Annotated in this window: 21 protein-coding genes; 14 read left to right on the forward strand and 7 right to left on the reverse strand. The window is 65.0% G+C overall.

Annotated features, from left to right (window positions below; genetic code table 11):
- Positions 1 to 147 precede the first annotated feature (147 nt).
- The 5 genes from LRX75_RS07935 to rplI all read left to right on the forward strand — a co-directional run bounded on the left by LRX75_RS07935 (position 148) and on the right by rplI (position 3,950).
- On the forward strand, positions 148 to 1,191 hold the full coding sequence (locus LRX75_RS07935) for an aldo/keto reductase (RefSeq protein ID WP_231813309.1): 1,044 nt from the start codon (positions 148 to 150) through the stop codon (positions 1,189 to 1,191).
- 295 nt (positions 1,192 to 1,486) lie between these two features.
- Positions 1,487 to 1,927, forward strand: a complete 441-nt coding sequence (gene rpsF / locus LRX75_RS07940; RefSeq protein ID WP_062468864.1) for a 30S ribosomal protein S6 — start codon at positions 1,487 to 1,489, stop codon at positions 1,925 to 1,927.
- 21 nt (positions 1,928 to 1,948) lie between these two features.
- Positions 1,949 to 2,197 (forward strand): 30S ribosomal protein S18, encoded by a 249-nt coding sequence (rpsR, locus tag LRX75_RS07945; RefSeq protein ID WP_062468866.1) that lies wholly within the window; start codon positions 1,949 to 1,951, stop codon positions 2,195 to 2,197.
- 155 nt (positions 2,198 to 2,352) lie between these two features.
- Positions 2,353 to 3,339, forward strand: a complete 987-nt coding sequence (locus LRX75_RS07950; protein ID WP_231813311.1) for a DUF2232 domain-containing protein — start codon at positions 2,353 to 2,355, stop codon at positions 3,337 to 3,339.
- Between the two features lie 35 nt (positions 3,340 to 3,374).
- Entirely contained in the window at positions 3,375 to 3,950 is a 576-nt protein-coding gene (rplI, locus tag LRX75_RS07955) for a 50S ribosomal protein L9 (RefSeq protein WP_092933036.1), read from the forward strand.
- A gap of 85 nt (positions 3,951 to 4,035) precedes the next feature.
- Here the strand turns inward: rplI and LRX75_RS07960 are convergent, their stop codons facing one another.
- The 3 genes from LRX75_RS07960 to LRX75_RS07970 are packed head-to-tail and all read right to left on the reverse strand — an operon-like array spanning position 4,036 to position 7,257.
- Positions 4,036 to 5,103: an HlyD family secretion protein gene (locus LRX75_RS07960; protein ID WP_231813313.1), complete on the reverse strand. Its 1,068-nt coding sequence runs from the start codon at positions 5,101 to 5,103 to the stop codon at positions 4,036 to 4,038.
- Between the two features lie 43 nt (positions 5,104 to 5,146).
- Entirely contained in the window at positions 5,147 to 6,796 is a 1,650-nt protein-coding gene (locus tag LRX75_RS07965; RefSeq protein WP_420851173.1) for an MFS transporter, read from the reverse strand.
- An 11-nt stretch (positions 6,797 to 6,807) separates the two neighbouring features.
- Complete coding sequence (locus tag LRX75_RS07970) at positions 6,808 to 7,257, reverse strand: MarR family winged helix-turn-helix transcriptional regulator (protein ID WP_231813315.1); 450 nt, start codon at positions 7,255 to 7,257, stop codon at positions 6,808 to 6,810.
- Positions 7,258 to 7,567: 310 nt separating this feature from the next.
- On the opposite strand from LRX75_RS07970, the gene LRX75_RS07975 reads away from it, so the two are divergent.
- Positions 7,568 to 9,070 carry a replicative DNA helicase gene (locus LRX75_RS07975; RefSeq protein WP_062594835.1) on the forward strand — a complete coding sequence of 501 codons (1,503 nt, stop codon included), beginning with the start codon at positions 7,568 to 7,570 and terminating at the stop codon, positions 9,068 to 9,070.
- A gap of 39 nt (positions 9,071 to 9,109) precedes the next feature.
- On the opposite strand, the gene LRX75_RS07980 is transcribed toward LRX75_RS07975, so the two are convergent.
- The 3 genes from LRX75_RS07980 to LRX75_RS07990 all read right to left on the reverse strand — a co-directional run bounded on the left by LRX75_RS07980 (position 9,110) and on the right by LRX75_RS07990 (position 11,103).
- Positions 9,110 to 9,442 (reverse strand): AzlD family protein, encoded by a 333-nt coding sequence (locus tag LRX75_RS07980; RefSeq protein ID WP_338110288.1) that lies wholly within the window; start codon positions 9,440 to 9,442, stop codon positions 9,110 to 9,112.
- Positions 9,439 to 10,164, reverse strand: coding sequence for an AzlC family ABC transporter permease (locus tag LRX75_RS07985; protein ID WP_420851168.1), 726 nt, complete (start codon positions 10,162 to 10,164; stop codon positions 9,439 to 9,441). The genes LRX75_RS07980 and LRX75_RS07985 overlap by 4 nt, the downstream gene beginning before the upstream one ends.
- Before the next feature lie 81 nt (positions 10,165 to 10,245).
- A complete protein-coding gene (locus LRX75_RS07990) occupies positions 10,246 to 11,103 on the reverse strand; it encodes an AraC family transcriptional regulator (RefSeq protein WP_231813317.1) in 858 nt (285 codons plus the stop codon).
- 144 nt (positions 11,104 to 11,247) lie between these two features.
- Here LRX75_RS07990 and alr point away from each other — a divergent pair, with 144 nt between their 5' ends.
- From alr to LRX75_RS08025, 7 genes are all read left to right on the forward strand, one after another.
- Positions 11,248 to 12,393, forward strand: a complete 1,146-nt coding sequence (gene alr, locus LRX75_RS07995) for an alanine racemase (RefSeq protein ID WP_231813319.1) — start codon at positions 11,248 to 11,250, stop codon at positions 12,391 to 12,393.
- 57 nt (positions 12,394 to 12,450) lie between these two features.
- Positions 12,451 to 12,756 (forward strand): type II toxin-antitoxin system ParD family antitoxin, encoded by a 306-nt coding sequence (locus tag LRX75_RS08000; protein ID WP_231813321.1) that lies wholly within the window; start codon positions 12,451 to 12,453, stop codon positions 12,754 to 12,756.
- Positions 12,695 to 13,006 (forward strand): type II toxin-antitoxin system RelE/ParE family toxin, encoded by a 312-nt coding sequence (locus tag LRX75_RS08005; RefSeq protein ID WP_231813323.1) that lies wholly within the window; start codon positions 12,695 to 12,697, stop codon positions 13,004 to 13,006. The genes LRX75_RS08000 and LRX75_RS08005 overlap by 62 nt, the downstream gene beginning before the upstream one ends.
- Positions 13,007 to 14,410 carry a DNA repair protein RadA gene (gene radA, locus LRX75_RS08010; protein ID WP_113150279.1) on the forward strand — a complete coding sequence of 468 codons (1,404 nt, stop codon included), beginning with the start codon at positions 13,007 to 13,009 and terminating at the stop codon, positions 14,408 to 14,410.
- A 197-nt stretch (positions 14,411 to 14,607) separates the two neighbouring features.
- On the forward strand, positions 14,608 to 15,225 hold the full coding sequence (locus LRX75_RS08015; protein WP_231813324.1) for a CvpA family protein: 618 nt from the start codon (positions 14,608 to 14,610) through the stop codon (positions 15,223 to 15,225).
- A gap of 139 nt (positions 15,226 to 15,364) precedes the next feature.
- Positions 15,365 to 16,885 (forward strand): amidophosphoribosyltransferase, encoded by a 1,521-nt coding sequence (gene purF / locus LRX75_RS08020; RefSeq protein ID WP_420851169.1) that lies wholly within the window; start codon positions 15,365 to 15,367, stop codon positions 16,883 to 16,885.
- Between the two features lie 3 nt (positions 16,886 to 16,888).
- Positions 16,889 to 17,635 (forward strand): SDR family NAD(P)-dependent oxidoreductase, encoded by a 747-nt coding sequence (locus tag LRX75_RS08025; RefSeq protein WP_231813325.1) that lies wholly within the window; start codon positions 16,889 to 16,891, stop codon positions 17,633 to 17,635.
- Between the two features lie 3 nt (positions 17,636 to 17,638).
- Here LRX75_RS08025 and LRX75_RS08030 read toward each other — a convergent pair whose 3' ends face one another.
- The gene (locus LRX75_RS08030) at positions 17,639 to 18,247 is read right to left on the reverse strand and encodes a LysE/ArgO family amino acid transporter (protein ID WP_231813326.1); all 609 of its coding nucleotides are present in this window, start codon (positions 18,245 to 18,247) and stop codon (positions 17,639 to 17,641) included.
- A gap of 113 nt (positions 18,248 to 18,360) precedes the next feature.
- On the opposite strand from LRX75_RS08030, the gene LRX75_RS08035 reads away from it, so the two are divergent.
- On the forward strand, positions 18,361 to 19,269 hold the full coding sequence (locus LRX75_RS08035) for a LysR family transcriptional regulator ArgP (RefSeq protein ID WP_231813327.1): 909 nt from the start codon (positions 18,361 to 18,363) through the stop codon (positions 19,267 to 19,269).
- Positions 19,270 to 19,307: the final 38 nt, after the last annotated feature.

Below are 19,307 nucleotides of genomic sequence, written 5' to 3' on the forward strand. Positions count from 1 at the left end.
GAGGCCCTCGCGAGGACCAGAACAGGCCACCCGAAGCGCTTGACCTTGGTCCCGTGCCGATTATGTTGCGTCGCAGCAGGGGCGTCAGCTTCTTTCGCGGATCACAAGGGCCGGGTCTCCGGTCGCGTTCGACAAGGTCATTCCGTCATGCAGTACAAACAGCTCGGCCGAACCGGTATCGAGGTTTCCACCCTTTGCCTGGGGACCATGACGTGGGGATCGCAGAACACGCAGGACGAGGCCTTCGCCCAGCTCGACGCCTCGGTCGAGGCTGGCGTGAACTTCATCGATACGGCGGAGCTGTATCCCACGACGCCGCTCTCGGAAGAGACCTATGGCGGGACAGAGCGGATCATCGGCAGATGGATGGCCGAGCGCAGCAACCGCGACCGCATCGTGCTCGCGACCAAGATCGCCGGCTCGGGCCGCACCTATATCCGCGGCGGCGGGCCGATGACGGCGGAGAGCATCGTGACGGCGCTCGACGCGAGCCTCGAGCGGCTGCAGACGGACCATGTCGATCTCTACCAGCTGCACTGGCCGAACCGCGGACATTATCACTTCCGCAATGCCTGGAGCTACGATCCGAGCAAGCAGGACACCGACACGGTGGTCGATGACCTCGGTGCGCTGCTGCATGCGCTGGATGCACAGGTCAGGGCGGGCAAGATCCGGGCGATCGGCGTTTCCAACGATACGGTGTGGGGCACGCAGAAGCTGATCGATCTCGCTGAGCGCCACGGCCTGCCCCGCGTCGCCTCCGTGCAGAACGAATACAATCTCCTCTATCGCCCGCACGATCTCGACTTCGCCGAGCTGTCGCATCACGAATCGGTCGGACTGCTCGCCTATTCGCCGCTCGCTGCCGGATTGCTCTCGGGAAAATATATCGGCGGATCGCGGCCGGATGGCAGCCGCCTGTCGATCAACGGCGATCTCGGCGGCCGCTTCACGCCGCATCAGGAGCCGGCCGTGGAGGCCTATGTGGCGCTTGCCCGCGACCACGGCATCGATCCGTCGCAGCTGGCGCTCGCCTTCGTGCTGTCGCGCCCCTTCACGACCGCCGCCATCATCGGCGCGACGACGATGGAACAGCTCAAGATCAATCTCGGTGCCGCCGATCTCGTGCTGACGCCGGAGCTGGTCAACGGCATTCGCCGGATCCACCGTCTCTACCCGATGCCGATCTGATCGGTGCGGCGCGCACCCGAGACGGGTGTCTGCATCTCCCGTCTTGCAATCTGCGAGAATCCGCGTATAAGCCGCCGTGTTCGAAACACCCGGTCCATCTGGCTGGTGGCTGAACGGAGGGCCGGCGCTCTTGTAGTGCCTGTCGGGATCCTGAAGGGATCCAGCCTCCCGTGTCTCCGCTCTCGACCGTCTCGAAACAACACTTTCTTGCCGGCGCTTCTGCGCCTTTAAGACAAGTCGTTGAGGCTTAGCGCCGTTGCCGGGTGACGTTAAACGCAAGAAAGGTAAGCCAATCATGGCTCTCTATGAACATGTGTTCCTGGCCCGCCAGGACGTGTCCGCACAGCAGGTCGAAGCCCTCGTCGAACAGTACAAGGGTGTGATCGAAGCCAATGGCGGCAAGGTCGGCCGGGTGGAAAACTGGGGCCTCAAGTCCCTCACCTACCGTATCGCCAAGAACCGCAAGGCACACTACGTCCTCATGGACATCGATGCTCCGGCACCGGCCGTCCACGAAGTCGAGCGCCAGATGCGCATCAACGAAGACGTTCTTCGCTACATGACCATCGCCGTCGAGAAGCATGAAGACGGCCCGTCCGCCATGATGCAGAAGCGCGACCGCGACGACCGTCCGCGCCGTGACGGCGACCGTCCGGACCGTGGCTTCGGCGACCGTCCGCGTCGCGATGGCGACCGTGAAGACCGTCCGCGCCGTCCGCGCGAAGACCGCGCTTGAAGTTTGAAGGGATTATAGACAATGGCTGACATCTCCTCCGCTCCGGCACGCCGCCCCTTCCATCGCCGCCGCAAGACCTGCCCCTTCTCGGGCGCAAACGCTCCGCGGATCGACTACAAGGACGTCCGTCTCCTGCAGCGCTACATTTCCGAGCGCGGCAAGATCGTACCGTCGCGCATCACCGCCGTTTCCCAGAAGAAGCAGCGCGAACTGGCCCAGGCCATCAAGCGCGCCCGCTTCCTCGGCCTCCTGCCCTACGTTCTCTCGTAAGCCAGGCTTTGATTGCCGAAAGCGGCCGATCCCGGATCGGCCGCTTTCTCCCTTCCGCGATGGGCGCGGATCGGACCTGAGCGTTTTTCGAAACCTCAAAACCCATGTTGGGGACATCTTCGTCCTCTAACTGCCGACGAGCAGGACAGCGACACGTGACAGCCATCGACAGGACATCGTTGCTCACCGGCATTCTGGCCGGCGTGACCGCCGCGTTCCTGTCGTTCGGCGCAACCACGCCCTCCTCGCTTGCCATCGTTCTTTACGCCGCCTCCGCGCTGCCGATCCTGATCGCCGGGCTCGGCTGGGGCAATGTGGCCGCCATCGTCGCCGTCGTCGTTGCCGGGTTCCTTGCGGCCATCGCCGTCTCCCCCTATTTCGCGCTGCTCATCCTCGTCGTCACGCTCATCCCCGCCGCATGGCTATCGCATCTGGCAAACCTGGCGCGGCCGGCAAGCGAGATCGGCGGGCCCGACGACGCCATGGCTTGGTATCCGCTCTCGGATATCCTGACCCACCTTGCCGGCCTCGTTGCCGCGGGCATGCTGATCATCGGCGTCGTGCTCGGCTACAGCACGGAAACCGCGGCCGGGATGGTCGATATCGTCATCGAAGCGCTGAAGAGCCAGGAGCCGACCTACAATCCGGATCCCGCCGCTCTCGCGCAGATCAAGGCCGTGTTCAGCGTCGCGCTGCCCATGATCCAGGGCGCGCTCTGGGTGCTGATGCTGTTTGCGGCCTATTACACGGCAACGCGGATCGTACAGATGTCCGGACGCAGCCTGCGTCCCCGCGAGGATATCCCCTCGACGTTGCGGATGCACCGGTTCGCCATCTTCGCCTTTCTCGGCGGCCTGGTGCTGACCTTCGCCGGTGGCGCGGCGGGTGCTGTCGGCGCCCTCGTCTGCGGCACCTTCGGCGCCGGCTTCCTGCTTTCGGGCTTTGCCGTCTTCCACTTCCGCACCCGCGGCAAGTCCTGGCGGCTTCCGGTGCTTTGGCTCGGCTACCTCTCGGTGCTGCTCTTCACCATTCCCGCCTTCTTCTTCCTCCTGTCAGGCCTCATGGATACACGCCGAGCGATCGCGCTGTCTCCGACCCGGAAAAAAACCGGGGAGAACCCGACGGGAAAGACGCCTGAATAACCATTCCAGACACAGACACCTGAAAGGACAAAACCATGGATGTCATTCTTCTCGAACGCGTTGCCAAGCTCGGCCAGATGGGCGAAACGGTCAAGGTCAAGGACGGCTTTGCCCGTAACTACCTGCTGCCGCTCGGCAAGGCGCTGCGCGCCAACGCTGCCAACAAGGCCCGTTTCGAAAGCGAGCGCGCGACGCTCGAAGCCCGCAACCTCGAGCGCAAGTCGGAAGCCCAGACGGTTGCCGAACAGCTCGACGGCAAGAGCTTCAACGTCGTTCGCTCCGCCGGCGAAACCGGCCAGCTCTACGGTTCGGTCGCAGCCCGCGACGTTGCCGAAGTGCTTGCTGCCGAAGGCTTCAACGTCGGCCGTAACCAGGTCGACCTGAACAACCCGATCAAGTCGATCGGCCTGCACCCGGTCAAGATCCACCTGCATGCCGAAGTCGAGATCACGGTCACGATGAACGTTGCCCGTTCGGCCGACGAAGCCGAGCGTCAGGCAAAGGGTGAAAACCTCAACTCCGCCGATGCCATCTACGGCGTCGACGAAGATGCCCTGCGTCCGGAAGACTTCTTCAACCCGGAAGCCGAATTCGACAACGACGAAGAATAAGCCGTCGCGAATCGATCACGACAAAGGCCCCGGAGCGTTCGCCGCTCCGGGGCCTTTGTCGTTTCAGCCATGCCGTCCCGGAGCCTCACTCGGCATCCGCGACCTTCGCATCGGGCTCGAGCGACTTGTCGATGCGCACGACGACCGAGAGGCCGGGGGCGAGCCGTTCGGCCGCCGCCTGGCCCGGATCGATGGAGATGCGGACACCGACGCGCTGGGCGATCTTGGTGAAGTTGCCCGTGGCGTTGTCGGGACGGATGACGCTGAACTCGGAGCCGGTGGCCGGCGAGAAGCGCTGCACGTGGCCGGTCAGCCTCTGGTGCTCCAGCGCATCGACCGAGAAGGTGACGGGCTGGCCGACCTTCATGCCGTCGAGCTGGGTTTCCTTATAGTTGGCGACCACCCAGAGTTCGCTCGGCACCACCGACATCAGCTGGGTGCCCGCCGTCACATATTGTCCGAGACGCACGCCGACCTCCCCGAGATGCCCGTCGCGGGGGGCGCGGATGGCGGTGTTGGAGAGATCGATCTCGGCAAGCTCGACGGCGGCCTCGGCACCGGCCACGGCGGCCTGCAGCGAGCCGCGATTGACGATGATGGTGGCGAGCGCCTGCCGGTTGACCTCGACCGCGGCCTCGGCCTGCGCCTCCGCCGCCTTGGCCTGCTCGAACGTCGCCTGTGCCGACTCGACCTCGCTGGTGGAGGCAACGCTGCGCGCCGCCAGCTGATTCACGCGCTCGGAGGCCAGCTCGGCCCGGCGCAGGGCGGCCTTGGCACCCAGCACCTGCGCATCGCTGGAGGCGATGCTGGCCTTGGCGGAGGCTTCCTGCTGGCGGGAATTGTCGAGCGCCGCCTTCTGCCCGGCAAGCGTCGCACGGGCCTGCGCCACCTTCTGCCGGTAGATGCGCTCGTCGATGCGGGCGAGCACGTCGCCCTCCTTCACCGCCTGATAGTCGCGCACGGGAACCTCCACCACATAGCCCGCGACCTGCGGGCTCATGATGGTGACGTAGCCTTTGACATAGGCGTTGTCCGTGGTTTCCACCGAGGTGACGAAGGGCGGCAGGCGCCAGGCATAGAGCACGAGAAGGACACCGATGGCGCCGGCGAGGAGGACAAGAAGGGTAACGGGAGAGCGTGTGAGCTTGGACATGGCGGACTCTGTGGAAGACGGCTTCAATGAAAGGATGTCGAGATCAGGCGGCAACAGCGGCCGGGTCGGGAGATGCGACCAGACGGCGCCAGATCAGGTGACCGATGAGAATAGCGAGCGAGATCGCGCAGCCGATGAAGATGACGAAGAAAGCATCGTTGTAGGCGAGCACATAGGCCTCGCGGCTCACCTGTTGCGTCAGGAGCTGCAGCCCTTCGGCATTCAGCAGCGTTTTGTCGGTGATGACCTTGCCGTAGGCGCCGGCCAGTTGCGTCACGCGGTTGGCGACCAGCGGGTCGGACAGCATGATCTGCTCGGCCAGCAGATTGGAGTGGAATTTCTCGCGAAGGGTGACGAAGGTGCCGAGCGCGGCCGAGGCCATCAGGCTGCCGAGGCTCTGGGTGAAGAGAAAGATCACGATGAAATTGACCACGTAGATCGGCCCCTTGGCAAGCGCCGCCCCGAAGCCCGTGGTCATCACCGGTGGCAGGAACATCGCGGCACCCGCGGCCACCAGCGCCTGGCTCAAATACATCTGCTCGGGCCGGGTCAGGTTGGTCGACTGGCTGTCGAGCCAGGCGCCGGTGCCGATGAGAAGCAGCGCGATGACATGGGCGAGATCGAGCTGCTTCTTCACCATGAGGAAGGTGCAGAACAGGCCGGCTGCAACGGAGGCTGCAAGGATGATCGCATAAAGCCGCATCGTCTGGTCGTTCAGAAGGCCGATCTGCTGGTAGAAGCCCGAGACGGTCGTCGTCTGCTCGGAAGAGACGGTGCGGAACAGGATCAGGACGCCGGCCATGTGGATATTCGGCCAGGAGAAGATCCAGCGCAGGTCGAGCATGGGCTGGGACCGGTTGATCTCGATGGCGACGAAGACCGAGAGGAGGCCGATGGAACAGGCCAGGAGAACGCCAAGCCAGGGCGCCTCGAACCACCAGTAGAAGCGGCCGAGCGACAGGAGGATGGCGAGACAGCCGAAGCCGCCGGCGAGGATGAGGTAGCTGAAGATGTCAAGCGTCTGGATGACTTTCGCGCGCGGCGGGGCGGTGACCGGCAGCAGGTAGATGAAGGGCAGCGCGATCAGCGCCAGCGCCACCTCGAACGTGTAGAGAGCGCGCCAGCCGCCATATTCCATCAATGCCGGCGAGATGATGCGGGCGAGCGGTGCGGACAGGAGCGTGTTCATGACCGCGAGGCTGAGGCCCATGGAGAGCTTCTTGGCCGGCGGAAACGCTTCCAGCATGTAGAGAATGCCGATGGTGGAAAGCGGTGCCGCCGCGACGCCGTTGACGAAGCGGATGATGAGGGCGGAATGCAGGTCCGACACGAAGAGATTGGCGAAGGCGGCAAAGACGAAGCAGAGGATGCCAAGCTCGGCGAACCGGCGCAGGCCGTATTGCGTGCGGATCTTGAAGAGCGCCACCGACAGGCTGGCATAGGGTGCCATATAGGCCGCCGACAGCCAGGCGAGTTCGTTGACGGTGGCCGAGAAGGCGCCCTGCAACTGGTAGAGATTGGCGTTCAGTAAGTTCATGCCGAGGCCCTGCGTCAGGAACATCAGCACGGATGTGAACATGTAGAGCGAGGCGCGTCCGCGCGAGATATGGACGGCCGGCTGCGGCACGGTTGCCGGCTGTGTGGGCGCCGGCATCTCGGGCCCGGACGCCGTCCGGTTTTCGATCGAGGACATCACGGTGTCGGTCACGAGACGCTCTCCCGCCCGATCAGGATCATGTTGTCCGCCATCGCCGTCATCACCGCGAGCGCGGTTTCCTTGTCCTTCAGGCTGACGCCGGAGAGGAGGTCCGCGCGAATGCCGCAGGCTATGACCTCGATCTCCTCAGCCAGCGCCCGCCCCATCGGCGTCATATGGATCTGCTTGGCGCGCCGGTCGGACTTTTCCACCCGCCGCTCGATGAAGCCCTGCGCCTCCATGCCATCCAGAAGCCGCACGATCGTCGGCGTCTCGATCGCCAGCTCTTCGGCAAGCTCGCGCTGGTTGAGGCCGTCGCGGCGCGACAGCGCGAACAAGGCGCGCGCCCGCGACAGCGTCAGCCCACGCTCCTTGACCTTAGCATCGAAGACGGCCCGCAGCTTCCGGTTCACGGATTGCAGGGCGTCGAACAAGGCGCGATTAGCGAGATCGGTCAACTGCTACTCTTTCCATAATAGTAGTACACTAACTATGTGTGGTCGAAGTAATACAGAGCGTCATGCGTTGCAAGCCGTCATCGGGTCGTTCCCCGCATTTCCTGCCGCGCTCGTTTGGCGTACCCTGCCGAAACGATTCGCTGCCGTGAGATGTCCGGTGGCCGGTCAAGCAGAGATGGCGCAGACGGGACCGATTTCCACTGTCGCCACCCTGCGGCTGTGGAGAGCGGTAACAGGCCGTCCCATTGCTTGACTCGGTGCGACGATCAGCCAATCACAGGCCCCTCAAGCGGCCAGACGAGAGAAGACGATGAATGAAGCAGCGCGCAGAGTTGCGGCCATGAGCCAGCAGCCGATGGAACCCCAGTACCGGGAAGCTCCGAGCAATATCGAGGCGGAACAGGCCCTGCTCGGCGCGATCCTCGTCAACAACGACGCCTTCTACCGCGTCTCGGACTTCCTGAAGCCGGTGCACCTGCACGAGCCGCTGCACCGCAAGATCTACGAGGTCGCCGGCGACATCATCCGCATGGGCAAGACCGCCCATCCCGTGACGGTGAAGACCTTCCTCGCGCCCGACCAGAAGGTCGGCGACATGACGATCTCGCAGTATCTCGCGCAGCTCGCCGCCAATGCCGTGACGATCATCAATGCCGAGGATTACGGCCGGGCGATCTACGACCTGGCGCTGCGCCGCTCGCTGATCACCATCGGCGAGGACATGGTCAACATCGCCTTCGACGCGCCGCTGGATATGCCGCCGCAGGGGCAGATCGAGGATGCCGAACGCCGCCTGTTCGAACTGGCCGAGACCGGCCGCTACGATGGCGGCTTCCAGGCGTTCAACGATGCCGTGGCGCTGGCGATCGACATGGCCGGCCAGGCCTTCGAGCGCGACGGACACCTGTCGGGCATCTCCACCGGCATCCATTCTCTCGACGGCAAGATGGGCGGCCTGCAGCGCTCGGACTTGATCGTGCTTGCGGGACGTCCGGGCATGGGCAAGACCTCGCTCGCCACCAACATCGCCTACAACATCGCGGCCTCCTATGAGCCGGAGATTCAGGCGGACGGCTCCTACAAGGCCAAGAACGGCGGTGTCGTCGGGTTCTACTCGCTCGAAATGTCGTCCGAACAGCTGGCCACGCGCATCATCTCCGAGCAGACGGAAGTCTCCTCCTCCAAGATCCGCCGCGGCGAAATCACCGAGCACGACTTCGAGAAACTCGTCGCCTGCGCCCAGATGATGCAGAAGGTGCCGCTCTATATCGACCAGACCGGTGGCATCTCGATCGCCCAGCTGTCGGCGCGCGCCCGCCGCCTGAAGCGCCAGCGCGGGCTCGATTGCCTGGTGGTGGACTATATCCAGCTGATGACCGGCGCCGGCAAGTCGGGCGAGAACCGCGTGCAGGAGATCACCCAGATCACGACGGGTCTGAAGGCGCTCGGCAAGGAGCTGAACGTTCCGATCATCGCGCTGTCGCAGCTGTCGCGCGCGGTGGAAAGCCGCGAGGACAAGCGCCCGCAGCTCTCCGACCTCCGCGAATCCGGCTCGATCGAGCAGGACGCCGACGTGGTGCTCTTCGTGTTCCGCGAGGAATACTACGTGAAGAACATGGAGCCGCGCGACGAGTTCGACCCCAAATACGAGGAATGGAAGCAGACCTTCGAAAAGGTGAAGGGCACCGCCGACGTCATCATCGCCAAGCAGCGCCACGGACCGACCGGCACGGTCAAGCTCGCCTTCCAGTCCGAATACACCCGCTTCACCGACCTCGCCGACCCCTCCTTCACGCAGTACGAGGAGCATTGATCGGCGCGGGCGGCGTGCCGGCCTCTTTGTGCCGGCACTCTATAAGCCAGCTGCCCGCAACATAGCGACGGAAAAAACGCCGATCGCGACCGCGCCCAAGAGCGGAAGGCGGGTTGCCGCTAGGCCCGTGACAACGGTCGCCGCCGTTTCCGCAGGCCCCGTGGCCAAGGCCGTCGGCGTAATCACTGCCATGAGAACGGCGGGCGGAATGGCGCTCATGAACCGGCGCACACGGGGTCCGAGCGCGACATGGCGGATCAGCACCAGCCCGGCAAGCCGCGTGAGCGCGGTTGCCCCAGCCATCGCGACGATGGCCAGAAGCGTAGCGGAGCTGACGGCGAAGAAAAGGACGTCTTCCGATCCCGGCGTCACGACGCGACCGCCTCTTCGCCCGCGTCGATACAGGCTGCCACGGCCAGACCCGCACCCGCGCCGGCGGCGATGTACCAGACGCCGGGAACGAACCGATGCACGAACAAGGCCATCAGGGCGCTGGCCGCAAGCGTAACGCCCGCCTGCCGATCTTTCCAGAACCCCATGACCAAGACGATGAAGACGGCCGGAAAGGCGAAATCCAGTCCTATCGTCTTGGGATCACCGAGAAACGCCCCTGCGGCTGCGCCGCAAAGCGTGGAAAGCACCCACGCCGCATAGAATGGGGCGACCAGACCGGCGAACCATGGTCCCGTCAGCGGTGCTCGCCGGCTGCGAGCCTCTGCCATCGCCCATATCTCGTCGGCAAGAAAAAGCATGGCGATCCAACGGGCAGCGGGAGACATTCCCTGCATTCGGCGACCGAGAGACGCACTCATCAGCACGTGACGAATATTGACGAGGAAGGCGGCCGTGGCAACGGCGCTCCAGGATGCCGGATGGCTCCAGATATCCATCGCGACGAACTGCGATCCGCCGGCAAAGACCAGCGCACTCATCAATGTCGCCTCGAACGGAGACAGGCCTTTGGTTGCGGCAACAGACCCGAACACCATCCCGATGGGAATCACGGCGACGATCAACGGCGTGATCGTCCGCATGCCGCCCCGGAAACCACCATCATCATCTGTGTTCATACTCGCCATCGTCCGCGCCTCCATTGTTCCGGAAGCGTCCTAAGGCTCGGCATGAGGACGGTCTTGAACGAAAGTGATACGGGTCGAGATATTCTGCGAAACCTGTCAGCGGACGCGAAACTGACCGGGGGTCAGCCCGGTGCGCGCCTTGAAATGCCGCGTGAAATGCGCCTGGTCGGCAAAGCCGCACTCGAAGGCCACGGCCGAAGGCGCGGCACCGAGGCGCAGCAGACGGCGCGCTTCGCGGATGCGGCAATCCGTGAGATAGGCATGCGGCGTCACGTGGTAGGCCCGCCGGAAAGCGCGGATAAGATGTGCACGGCTGAGACCCGCAATCCGCGCCAGCTCGACCAGTCCGACATCCTGACGAAAATGCTCTCTGAGATAGTCGCGCGCTTGCGCAACGGCGGTGGCCTCCCGCGTGTCGATGGGCTGGAGGATGAGGCTGCCGTGACGCTGGAACATCGCGGCGAGAACCGTGTAGATGCTCTCGTCCGCCTCCAGAGCCCCGACCCGCATCTCAAGTGTGCGGTGCGCGCGATGAAAGGCTGCGGCGAGAGGAGCGTCATGCAGGATCTGCCGGGAAAATGCCGGTGACGACTGCAGCGTGCGGCCGGTCACATCCTCCAGAATCTCGCGCAGGAGCGCGGCATCCGGGTAGATCATCCTGTAGCGGTAGCCCTCGCTTCCCGGCACGCCATCGTGAAACTCGCCCGGGTTTATGAGATAGAGGTCGCCCGGTCCCGAGGCTTCGCGACTGCCCCGGATCGTGGCGATCTGGCTGCCGTGTTCGATGGCTCCGATGCTGAACGTATCATGCGCATGCGGCGCAAAGGCATGGGTGACGAAGGTCGCGCTCAGGCATTCCATGCCCATCAGTCCCGGCTCGCGCCAGAACACTGTCCGCTCGACCTGCGAAAGCGGCATCATCTCTGCGGCCTGTTCCTGGGACACGTTCTGCATCCGGTCAGGATAGCGCAGGACGTGAACCCGATCTTGAACAAAAGTGACGCTTTGCCACGGACCTTCGACATCGCCTTCGGCTTGCCCCACTGGCCTGTCAGGACTATCTGGTTTCAAGCTCGAACGCGCGATCTCAGAGGTATCATGGACGACGTCTTTTCCGCTGCGGCGAACCGCCTGACCATCGATCTGCAGGCGCTTGCCGACAACTGGCGCCAGATGAAGGCGCGGTCGGGACGTGCGCGGGCGGCGGCCGTGTTGAAGGCGGATGCCTATGGCATCGGGATCGAGGCGGCGGCGGAGACGCTCTACCGGGCCGGGGCGCGGGATTTCTTCGTGGCGAATGCCGAAGAGGGTGTGGATCTCCGCCCGCGGGTGCCCGAAGGCCGCATCTATGTTCTTGCCGGTATCTGGCCCGGCATCGAGCCGCTGTTCTTCGAAAACGGGCTGGTGCCGGTCATCAATTCCGAGGAGCAGCTCGCCTTCTTCATGGCGGCCCTGTCCGAGCACGGCGATCATCCGTGCGTGCTGCACGTGGACACCGGCATGAACCGACTCGGCCTTTCCATGGAAGAGGCGATGGCGCTTGCCGCCGACCCGGCGCGTCCGGCGAGCTTCTCGCCGATGCTGGTCATGAGCCACCTTGCCTGTGCCGACGACCCCGCGCATCCGTTGAACGCCCGGCAGCTTTCCGCCTTCCGCGCGGTCAGCGCCGCCTTCGACGGCGTGGAGGCAAGCCTTGCCAATTCCGCGGGCGTCCATCTCGGGCCCGACTATCATTTCGACCTGACCCGCCCCGGCATCGCCACCTATGGCGGCGAGGCGGTGAACGGCATGGCCAATCCGATGACGCCGGTCGTGACCGCCGAGGCCCGGATCATCCAGGTGCGCTCCGTGGCGAAGGGCGGCTCGGCGAGCTACGGCGCCACCGCGACCTTTGCCCGCGACAGCCGCATCGCCATCGCCTCGGTCGGCTATGCCGACGGCTACCACCGCTCGGTGTCCGGCAGCGGCGTGACATTGCGGCAGGCGGCGCCCTCCGGTGCTCATGGTTTCCTGCATGGCCGCAAGATACCGCATGTCGGCCGCGTCACCATGGATCTCAGCCTGTTCGACGTCACCGACCTGCCCAAAAACGCCGTGCGTGCCGGCGATTACATCGAGCTCTTCGGACGCAACATCGCGCTCGACGATGTGGCGCGCGCAGGTGGAACCATCGGCTACGAGCTGCTGACCAGCCTCGGCCACCGCTACGATCGCGCCTATCGCGAGGCCGACGAGGAAGTTTGACGCGGCATCTTGGAAAGCCGTTCGAGATGCGCTAGGAGAGAACAAAAGGAGATCAGCATGACTGACATCCATTTGAGCGACGACGACCGCACCTTCACCGAAGAGCAGCTGCAGATGGGTGCCTATCGAACCGCCGACGATGTGATCCGGGCCGGACTTCAGGTTCTGCGCGAGGAAGACGAAGAGTTGCGGCGCCTCATCAAGGTCGGCGAGGACGATATCGAGGCGGGGCGGTATGTCACGTTCGAGAAGGCCGGCGACCTGAAGAAACATATCCTCGCACTCGCACGGGAACGACAGAATGCTCGCTCGGCGCCTGAACATGAGCCGTCGCGCGCTCAGGGACCAAGCGGACACCTTTAATGATATCGCGGAAGAGAACCCGGTCGCAGCCGACGCCTTCATCACCGACCTGACGGACCCTATCGGCAGGATGGCGGGTTTCGGCCTCATTGGCTCGAGCCACGATGGCGCTTCCGGACTTCGGTCTTTTGTCTATCGCCAGCGCTGCATCTCTTTGTACGTCACGGAAACGGAGCTTCACGTCTTGCGCATCCTTCGTGGACGCCGGGCCATCTCCGCATCCACCTTTACCGAAAGCGATACCGACTGAATGGCCAAGGCCAGAACCAATTTCGTCTGCCAGAATTGCGGCACCGTCACATCCCGCTGGGTGGGAAAGTGCGAGGGTTGCGGACAGTGGAACACCATCGTCGAGGAGGACCCGCTCGGCGGCATCGGCGGCGGGCCGGGCAAGACGCCGAAGAAGGGGCGTCCGGTGGCGCTGACCACGCTTTCGGGCGAGACCGAGGACGCGCCGCGCATCACGACCGGCATCTCGGAGTTCGACCGGGCGCTGGGCGGCGGCTTCGTGCGCGGATCGGCCGTGCTGATCGGCGGCGATCCGGGCATCGGCAAATCCACGGTGCTCATGCAGGCGGCCGCGGCGCTCTCGCGCAACGGTCACCGCATCATCTACGTCTCGGGCGAAGAGGCCGTGGCGCAGGTGCGTCTGCGCGCCCAGCGGCTCGGTGCCGCCGACACCGACGTGCTGCTGGCGGCGGAGACCAATGTCGAGGACATCCTCGCGACGGTGTCGGAGGGCAAGCGGCCGGATCTCTTCATCATCGATTCCATCCAGACGCTGTGGAGCGACGTCGTCGATTCGGCCCCGGGCACGGTGACGCAGGTTCGCACCGGCGTTCAGGCGATGATCCGCTTTGCCAAGCAGACGGGCGCCACCGTCGTGCTCGTCGGCCACGTGACCAAGGAAGGCCAGATCGCCGGGCCGCGCGTGGTCGAGCACATGGTCGATGCCGTCCTCTATTTCGAGGGCGACCGCGGGCACCATTACCGCATCCTGCGCACGGTGAAGAACCGCTTCGGGCCGACCGACGAGATCGGCGTGTTCGAGATGTCGGACAAGGGCCTGCGCGAAGTCACCAACCCTTCCGAGCTTTTCCTCGGCGAACGCAATGCGAAATCGCCCGGCGCCGCCGTGTTCGCCGGCATGGAAGGCACGCGGCCGGTGCTGGTCGAAGTGCAGGCGCTGGTGGCGCCGACCTCGCTCGGAACGCCGCGGCGCGCCGTCGTCGGCTGGGATTCGGCGCGGCTGTCCATGATCCTCGCGGTGCTGGAGGCCCATTGCGGGGTGCGGCTCGGGCAACACGACGTCTATCTCAACGTGGCCGGGGGATACCGCATCGCGGAGCCCGCGGCGGACCTTGCCGTGGCTTCCGCACTGGTTTCCTCGCTTGCCGGTCTTGCCCTTCCCACCGATTGCGTTTATTTCGGCGAAATCAGCCTGTCCGGGGCCATCCGGCCGGTTGCGCATACGGCCCAGCGTTTGAAGGAATCCGAGAAACTCGGCTTCTCGCAAGCTGTCCTGCCCTGCGCCTCTCCCGATCTGCCCAAGGGCTCGGGCATGGCGCTGGGTGAAATGGAGAGCCTGCCGGACCTGGTCGCGCGCATCGCCGGCGCCAAGGGTGCCCTGCGCCAGACGGATGCGGACGACTGACCGGACGGCGGGGCACCGCAAGACGGTCGCTCGGTCACTGCTCGATAATCTCGGGCCAAAGCATATCGGGACACGGCCGCCGTTTCGGTATACATGCTCCGTCCGGTTCCGCGACAGATCGGAGCCGGGTTCACGTGCGGCGACTGCAGATGCCCCGGTGCGGATCCCGCCTGGCGCTTGTTCGGAGTAGGACGACCATGCCCATAACCATTCTCGACGGGATCGTGATCGGTGTCGCGCTGTTCTCGGCCGTCCTTGCGATGGTCCGCGGCTTCTCGCGCGAGGTGCTTTCGGTCGCCAGCTGGCTCGGCGCCGCTGCCGCTGCCTATTTCCTCTATCCCTACCTGAAGCCCTATGCGGCGCAGTACACGACGAGCGATGCCATCGCCACGGCCGGGTCGGCCGGCGTCATCTTCCTCGTCGCCCTGATCATCATCTCCTTCATCACCATGCGGATTGCGGATTTCATCATCGACAGCAGTATCGGCGCGCTCGATCGCACGCTCGGCTTCCTGTTCGGGGCGGCGCGCGGCGTTCTCCTGATCGTCGTCGCCATGCTGTTCTTCAACTGGATCGTGAAGCCCGAGCAGCAGCCGACCTGGGTCATCCAGGCCAAGTCGAAGCCGCTGCTCGACAATCTCGGTACGAAACTCGTGGCGCTGCTTCCGGAAGATGTCGGCACCACCGTGGTGAACCGCCTGACCGGCAAGCCGACGCCCGAGGGCGAGCTGGACGGCACGACGCCGCCCAACGAGCCGGTGCCGTCCGACGACGCGCCGGCCCTTGCGCCTGCCGCACCGACGACCAACAACTGACGCGCCTGCGCCAGACATGCCAGCCCGCTTTGCGGGCTGTTGTCGTTTCATCGATCTTTCCGCCGGTATTGCTGGTTGAAGGCGCGATGACGCGCTACGATATGCCAACCGCACCCGCCGAGAAAAAGGTGATACCGCGATGACCCTGCCCCATTCCCCCGCCTCCGCCGCCAGAGACCTGCGTGCGACCGAGATCCATGACGAGATGGACGGCGATACGCTGCACGAAGAGTGCGGCGTTTTCGGCATCCTCGGACATGAGGACGCCGCCACGCTGACGGCACTCGGCCTGCATGCCCTCCAGCATCGCGGACAGGAAGCGGCCGGCATCGTCACCTTCGACGGGCGGCAGTTCTACACCGAGAAGCGGATGGGCCTCGTCGGCGACCACTACACGGATCCCGCCACCCTCGCCAAGCTGCCGGGCTTCATCGGCATCGGCCATACGCGCTACTCGACGACCGGCGAAGTGGCGCTGCGTAACGTGCAGCCGCTCTTTGCCGAACTCGAGGTCGGCGGCATCGCCATCGCGCATAACGGCAATCTGACCAACGGCCTGACGCTGCGCCGCCAGCTGATTGCCGATGGCGCCATCTGTCAGTCGACCTCGGATACCGAAGTCGTGCTGCACCTCATCGCCCGCTCCAAGCATGCCGGTTCCGGCGAGCGTTTCGTCGATGCGATCCGCCAGGTCGAGGGCGGCTATTCCATGCTCGCCATCACCCGGACCAAGCTGATGGCAGCGCGCGACCCCTACGGCATCCGCCCGCTGGTGATGGGCGAGCTCGACGGCAAGCCGATCTTCGCTTCCGAGACCTGCGCGCTCGACATCATCGGGGCGAAGTTCGTCCGCGATGTCGAGAACGGCGAGGTCGTCATCTGCGAAATCCAGCCGGACGGCTCGATCAGCATCGAATCGCGCAAAGCGGAAGCGCCGATGCCGGAGCGGCTCTGCCTGTTCGAATATGTCTATTTCGCCCGGCCCGATTCGGTGGTCGGCGGCCGCAACGTCTATGTCGCGCGCAAGAACATGGGCATCAACCTCGCCAAGGAAGCCCCGGTCGAGGCGGATGTTGTGGTGCCGGTGCCCGATGGCGGCACACCGGCGGCCATCGGCTTTGCCCAGGCGAGCGGCATTCCGTTCGAACTCGGCATCATCCGCAACCATTATGTCGGGCGCACCTTCATCGAGCCGACGCAGTCGATCCGCGCCTTCGGCGTCAAGCTGAAGCACTCCGCCAACCGCGCGATGATCGAGGGCAAGCGCGTCGTTCTGATCGACGATTCGATCGTGCGCGGCACGACCTCGCTGAAGATCGTCCAGATGATCCGCGAGGCGGGCGCGCTCGAAGTGCATATCCGCGTCGCGAGCCCGATGATCTATCATCCGGATTTCTACGGCATCGATACGCCGGACGCCGAGAAGCTGCTGGCCAACCAGCATGCGGACCTCGCCTCCATGTGCGCCTTTATCGGCGCGGATTCGCTGGAGTTCCTGTCGATCGACGGTCTCTACCGGGCTGTCGGCGGCGAGCCGCGCAACCCGAAGGCGCCGCAGTTCACCGATCATTACTTCACGGGCGACTATCCGACGCGCCTTCTGGATCGCGAGGGGACCAGCAATGTCCGCAAGCTGTCCGTCATGGCGAGCAACGGCTGACGCATGACCCCGATCGACCTGAAGGGGCGCATCGCGCTTGTCACCGGCGCCTCGCGCGGCATCGGCTATTTCACGGCGCTCGAGCTGGCACGTGCCGGCGCACAGGTGATTGCCTGCGCGCGGACCGTGGGTGGCCTCGAGGAGCTGGACGATGCGGTCAAGGCCGAGGGCGGGCTTCCGCTCACGCTCGTGCCGTTCGATCTCGCCGACATGGAGGCAGTCGACCGGCTGGGCGCGGCGATCCACGCGCGCTGGGGCCGGCTCGACATTCTCGTCGCCAATGCCGGCGTGCTCGGAACAATCTCGCCGATCGGCCATGTCGAGGCCAAGGTGTTCGAGAAGGTCATGACGATCAACGTCACCGCGACGTGGCGGCTGATCCGCACGGTGGAGCCGCTGTTGATCCAGTCGGATGCCGGGCGGGCGCTGATCCTCTCCTCCTCGGCGGCCCATAAATGCAAGCCCTTCTGGGGCCCCTACTCCGCCTCCAAGGCCGCCGTCGAGGCGCTGGCGCGGACATGGGCCGGAGAGACCCAGCGGCTCCCGCTGCGCATCCTCTCGGTCGATCCGGGCGGCACACGCACGGCCATGCGCGCGCAGGCCATGCCGGGCGAGGATCCGGAAACCGTCCCGCACCCGTCCGAGGTCGCGCGAACGCTCCTGCCGCTCGTCGGGCCGGACCAGACGGAAACGGGCAAGCTGTTCGTCGTGCGCGAGAATCGGATCGTGGATTACCGCCTGCCGGATTAGCCGCTACAATCCCGTCACGAGCCTGAGCGCGATCGCGAACATCACGATTCCGATGATCGCCTCCAGCACGCGCCATGCCGCCGGTTTCTCGAAGAGCGGCCGCAGCCGGCGGGCGCCGTATCCGAGCGAGAAGAAAAACAGAAACGATGCCGAGATCGCACCGGCCGCAAACGCGCCCTGCGCGCCGGGAAACCGCGTCGAGATGGTGCCGAGCAGGACGACCGTATCGAGATAGACATGCGGGTTCAGCCAGGTCAGCGCTAGGCAGGTGGCGAGCGTGACGCCGAGACCGCGGCCCGTTTGCCCGGAGATATCGAGCGCGCCCGATGCACGGACGGCTGACAGGAGGCTGCGCGCGCCGTAGACGATCAGGAACGCGGCGCCGCCATAGCGCATGAACGGGTCGAGACCCGGCAGGATCTGTGCGATCTGGCGGAAGCTCGTGACACCCAGCGCGATCAGGGCGGCATCCGACACGGCGCAGGCAAGGCAGACCGCAAGGATGTGCTCGTTGCGCAGACCTTGGCGCAGCACGAAGGCGTTCTGTGCGCCGATGGCGACGATGAGGGTGAGGCCCATGGCGAGGCCGGTCGTGAAGGCACTCAGGGTCATGTTATTCAGCAATGAAGCAGGCGGCATCGATGTCTCCCGAGTGGTGTGAGCTTCGATAGCGCCAGCTCTCGAATTAGGATAGTTAAAGTCCCTATCTCGATGAAGGGGAACTAATGGCGATCGACTATGTCTCTCTTCGGGCCGTATCCGTCGTCGTCCAGACGGGAAGCTTCGACAAGGCCGCCCGGTTTCTGAACGTCACGCCCTCCGCCATCTCACAACGCGTGAAGGCGCTGGAGGAGCGCTTGGGCACGGCGCTCGTCATTCGCGGTTCGCCCTGTGTCGCCACTGAGAAGGGGGCGTGGCTCTGCCGGCATATGGAGACGGTGGGAATGCTGGAAAGCGAACTTTTCGGCCACCTGCCCGCCCTTGCCGATCCGGAGTCGCCCGGCACCCGCGTCACGCTTCACATCGCCACCAATGCCGACAGTCTCGCGACGTGGTTCCTGACGGCGGCGGCGGCCTTTGCACGTGACGCGCCGCATCTCCTCAACATTGCCGTGGACGATCAGGACCACACGGCCGAGTGGCTGCAGCAGGGCCGCGTGCTGGCGGCCGTCACATCGCTGGAAGCGCCGATGTCGGGCTGTCGCCGCACGCCGCTCGGCGCCCTGCGATATCGGGCGACGGCCAGCCCGGATTTCGTGGAGCGGTATTTTGCCGGCGGCTTGACACCGTCCGCCTTCACTCGGGCGCCGGCGATGACCTTCAACCAGAAGGACCGGCTGCAAAGCCGGTGGCTGCGGCAGGCGCTCGGCGAGGATCCGGTCTGCCCCACGCACTGGCTGCCCTCGACGCAGAGCTTCGTGGAGGCCAGCCTTTCGGGAATGGGATGGGGCATGAACCCCGAGATCCTCGTCGCCGAGCACCTCGCGAGCGGCAGGCTTGTCGAGCTGATCCCGGACACGCCGCTCGATGTTCCGCTCTTCTGGCAGATCAACCGGCTGGCGGCAGACCAGCTGACGACGCTGACGCGGGCCGTGGTCGATACGGCGCGCGGAGTGCTTCACGCGCCATCGTGATGGCTGGTGTCGCCCGCAGGATCCACGTGGGCGCCGTG

This window comes from Rhizobium quercicola, assembly GCF_021168455.1.
Taxonomy (GTDB): domain Bacteria; phylum Pseudomonadota; class Alphaproteobacteria; order Rhizobiales; family Rhizobiaceae; genus Ferranicluibacter; species Ferranicluibacter quercicola.

Excerpts from the sequence above, each read along its gene's own strand:
- LRX75_RS07935 (WP_231813309.1), top strand. The coding sequence starts at position 148 with ATGCAGTACAAACAGCTCGGCCGAACCGGTATCGAGGTTTCCACCCTT.
- rpsF (WP_062468864.1), top strand. The coding sequence starts at position 1,487 with ATGGCTCTCTATGAACATGTGTTCCTGGCCCGCCAGGACGTGTCCGCA.
- rpsR (WP_062468866.1), top strand. The coding sequence starts at position 1,949 with ATGGCTGACATCTCCTCCGCTCCGGCACGCCGCCCCTTCCATCGCCGC.
- rplI (WP_092933036.1), top strand. The coding sequence starts at position 3,375 with ATGGATGTCATTCTTCTCGAACGCGTTGCCAAGCTCGGCCAGATGGGC.
- LRX75_RS07960 (WP_231813313.1), bottom strand. The coding sequence starts at position 5,103 with ATGTCCAAGCTCACACGCTCTCCCGTTACCCTTCTTGTCCTCCTCGCC.
- LRX75_RS07965 (WP_420851173.1), bottom strand. The coding sequence starts at position 6,796 with ATGTCCTCGATCGAAAACCGGACGGCGTCCGGGCCCGAGATGCCGGCG.
- LRX75_RS07975 (WP_062594835.1), top strand. The coding sequence starts at position 7,568 with ATGAATGAAGCAGCGCGCAGAGTTGCGGCCATGAGCCAGCAGCCGATG.
- LRX75_RS07985 (WP_420851168.1), bottom strand. The coding sequence starts at position 10,164 with ATGGAGGCGCGGACGATGGCGAGTATGAACACAGATGATGATGGTGGT.
- LRX75_RS07990 (WP_231813317.1), bottom strand. The coding sequence starts at position 11,103 with ATGCAGAACGTGTCCCAGGAACAGGCCGCAGAGATGATGCCGCTTTCG.
- alr (WP_231813319.1), top strand. The coding sequence starts at position 11,248 with ATGGACGACGTCTTTTCCGCTGCGGCGAACCGCCTGACCATCGATCTG.
- LRX75_RS08000 (WP_231813321.1), top strand. The coding sequence starts at position 12,451 with ATGACTGACATCCATTTGAGCGACGACGACCGCACCTTCACCGAAGAG.
- LRX75_RS08005 (WP_231813323.1), top strand. The coding sequence starts at position 12,695 with ATGCTCGCTCGGCGCCTGAACATGAGCCGTCGCGCGCTCAGGGACCAA.
- radA (WP_113150279.1), top strand. The coding sequence starts at position 13,007 with ATGGCCAAGGCCAGAACCAATTTCGTCTGCCAGAATTGCGGCACCGTC.
- LRX75_RS08015 (WP_231813324.1), top strand. The coding sequence starts at position 14,608 with ATGCCCATAACCATTCTCGACGGGATCGTGATCGGTGTCGCGCTGTTC.
- purF (WP_420851169.1), top strand. The coding sequence starts at position 15,365 with ATGACCCTGCCCCATTCCCCCGCCTCCGCCGCCAGAGACCTGCGTGCG.
- LRX75_RS08025 (WP_231813325.1), top strand. The coding sequence starts at position 16,889 with ATGACCCCGATCGACCTGAAGGGGCGCATCGCGCTTGTCACCGGCGCC.
- LRX75_RS08030 (WP_231813326.1), bottom strand. The coding sequence starts at position 18,247 with ATGACCCTGAGTGCCTTCACGACCGGCCTCGCCATGGGCCTCACCCTC.
- LRX75_RS08035 (WP_231813327.1), top strand. The coding sequence starts at position 18,361 with ATGGCGATCGACTATGTCTCTCTTCGGGCCGTATCCGTCGTCGTCCAG.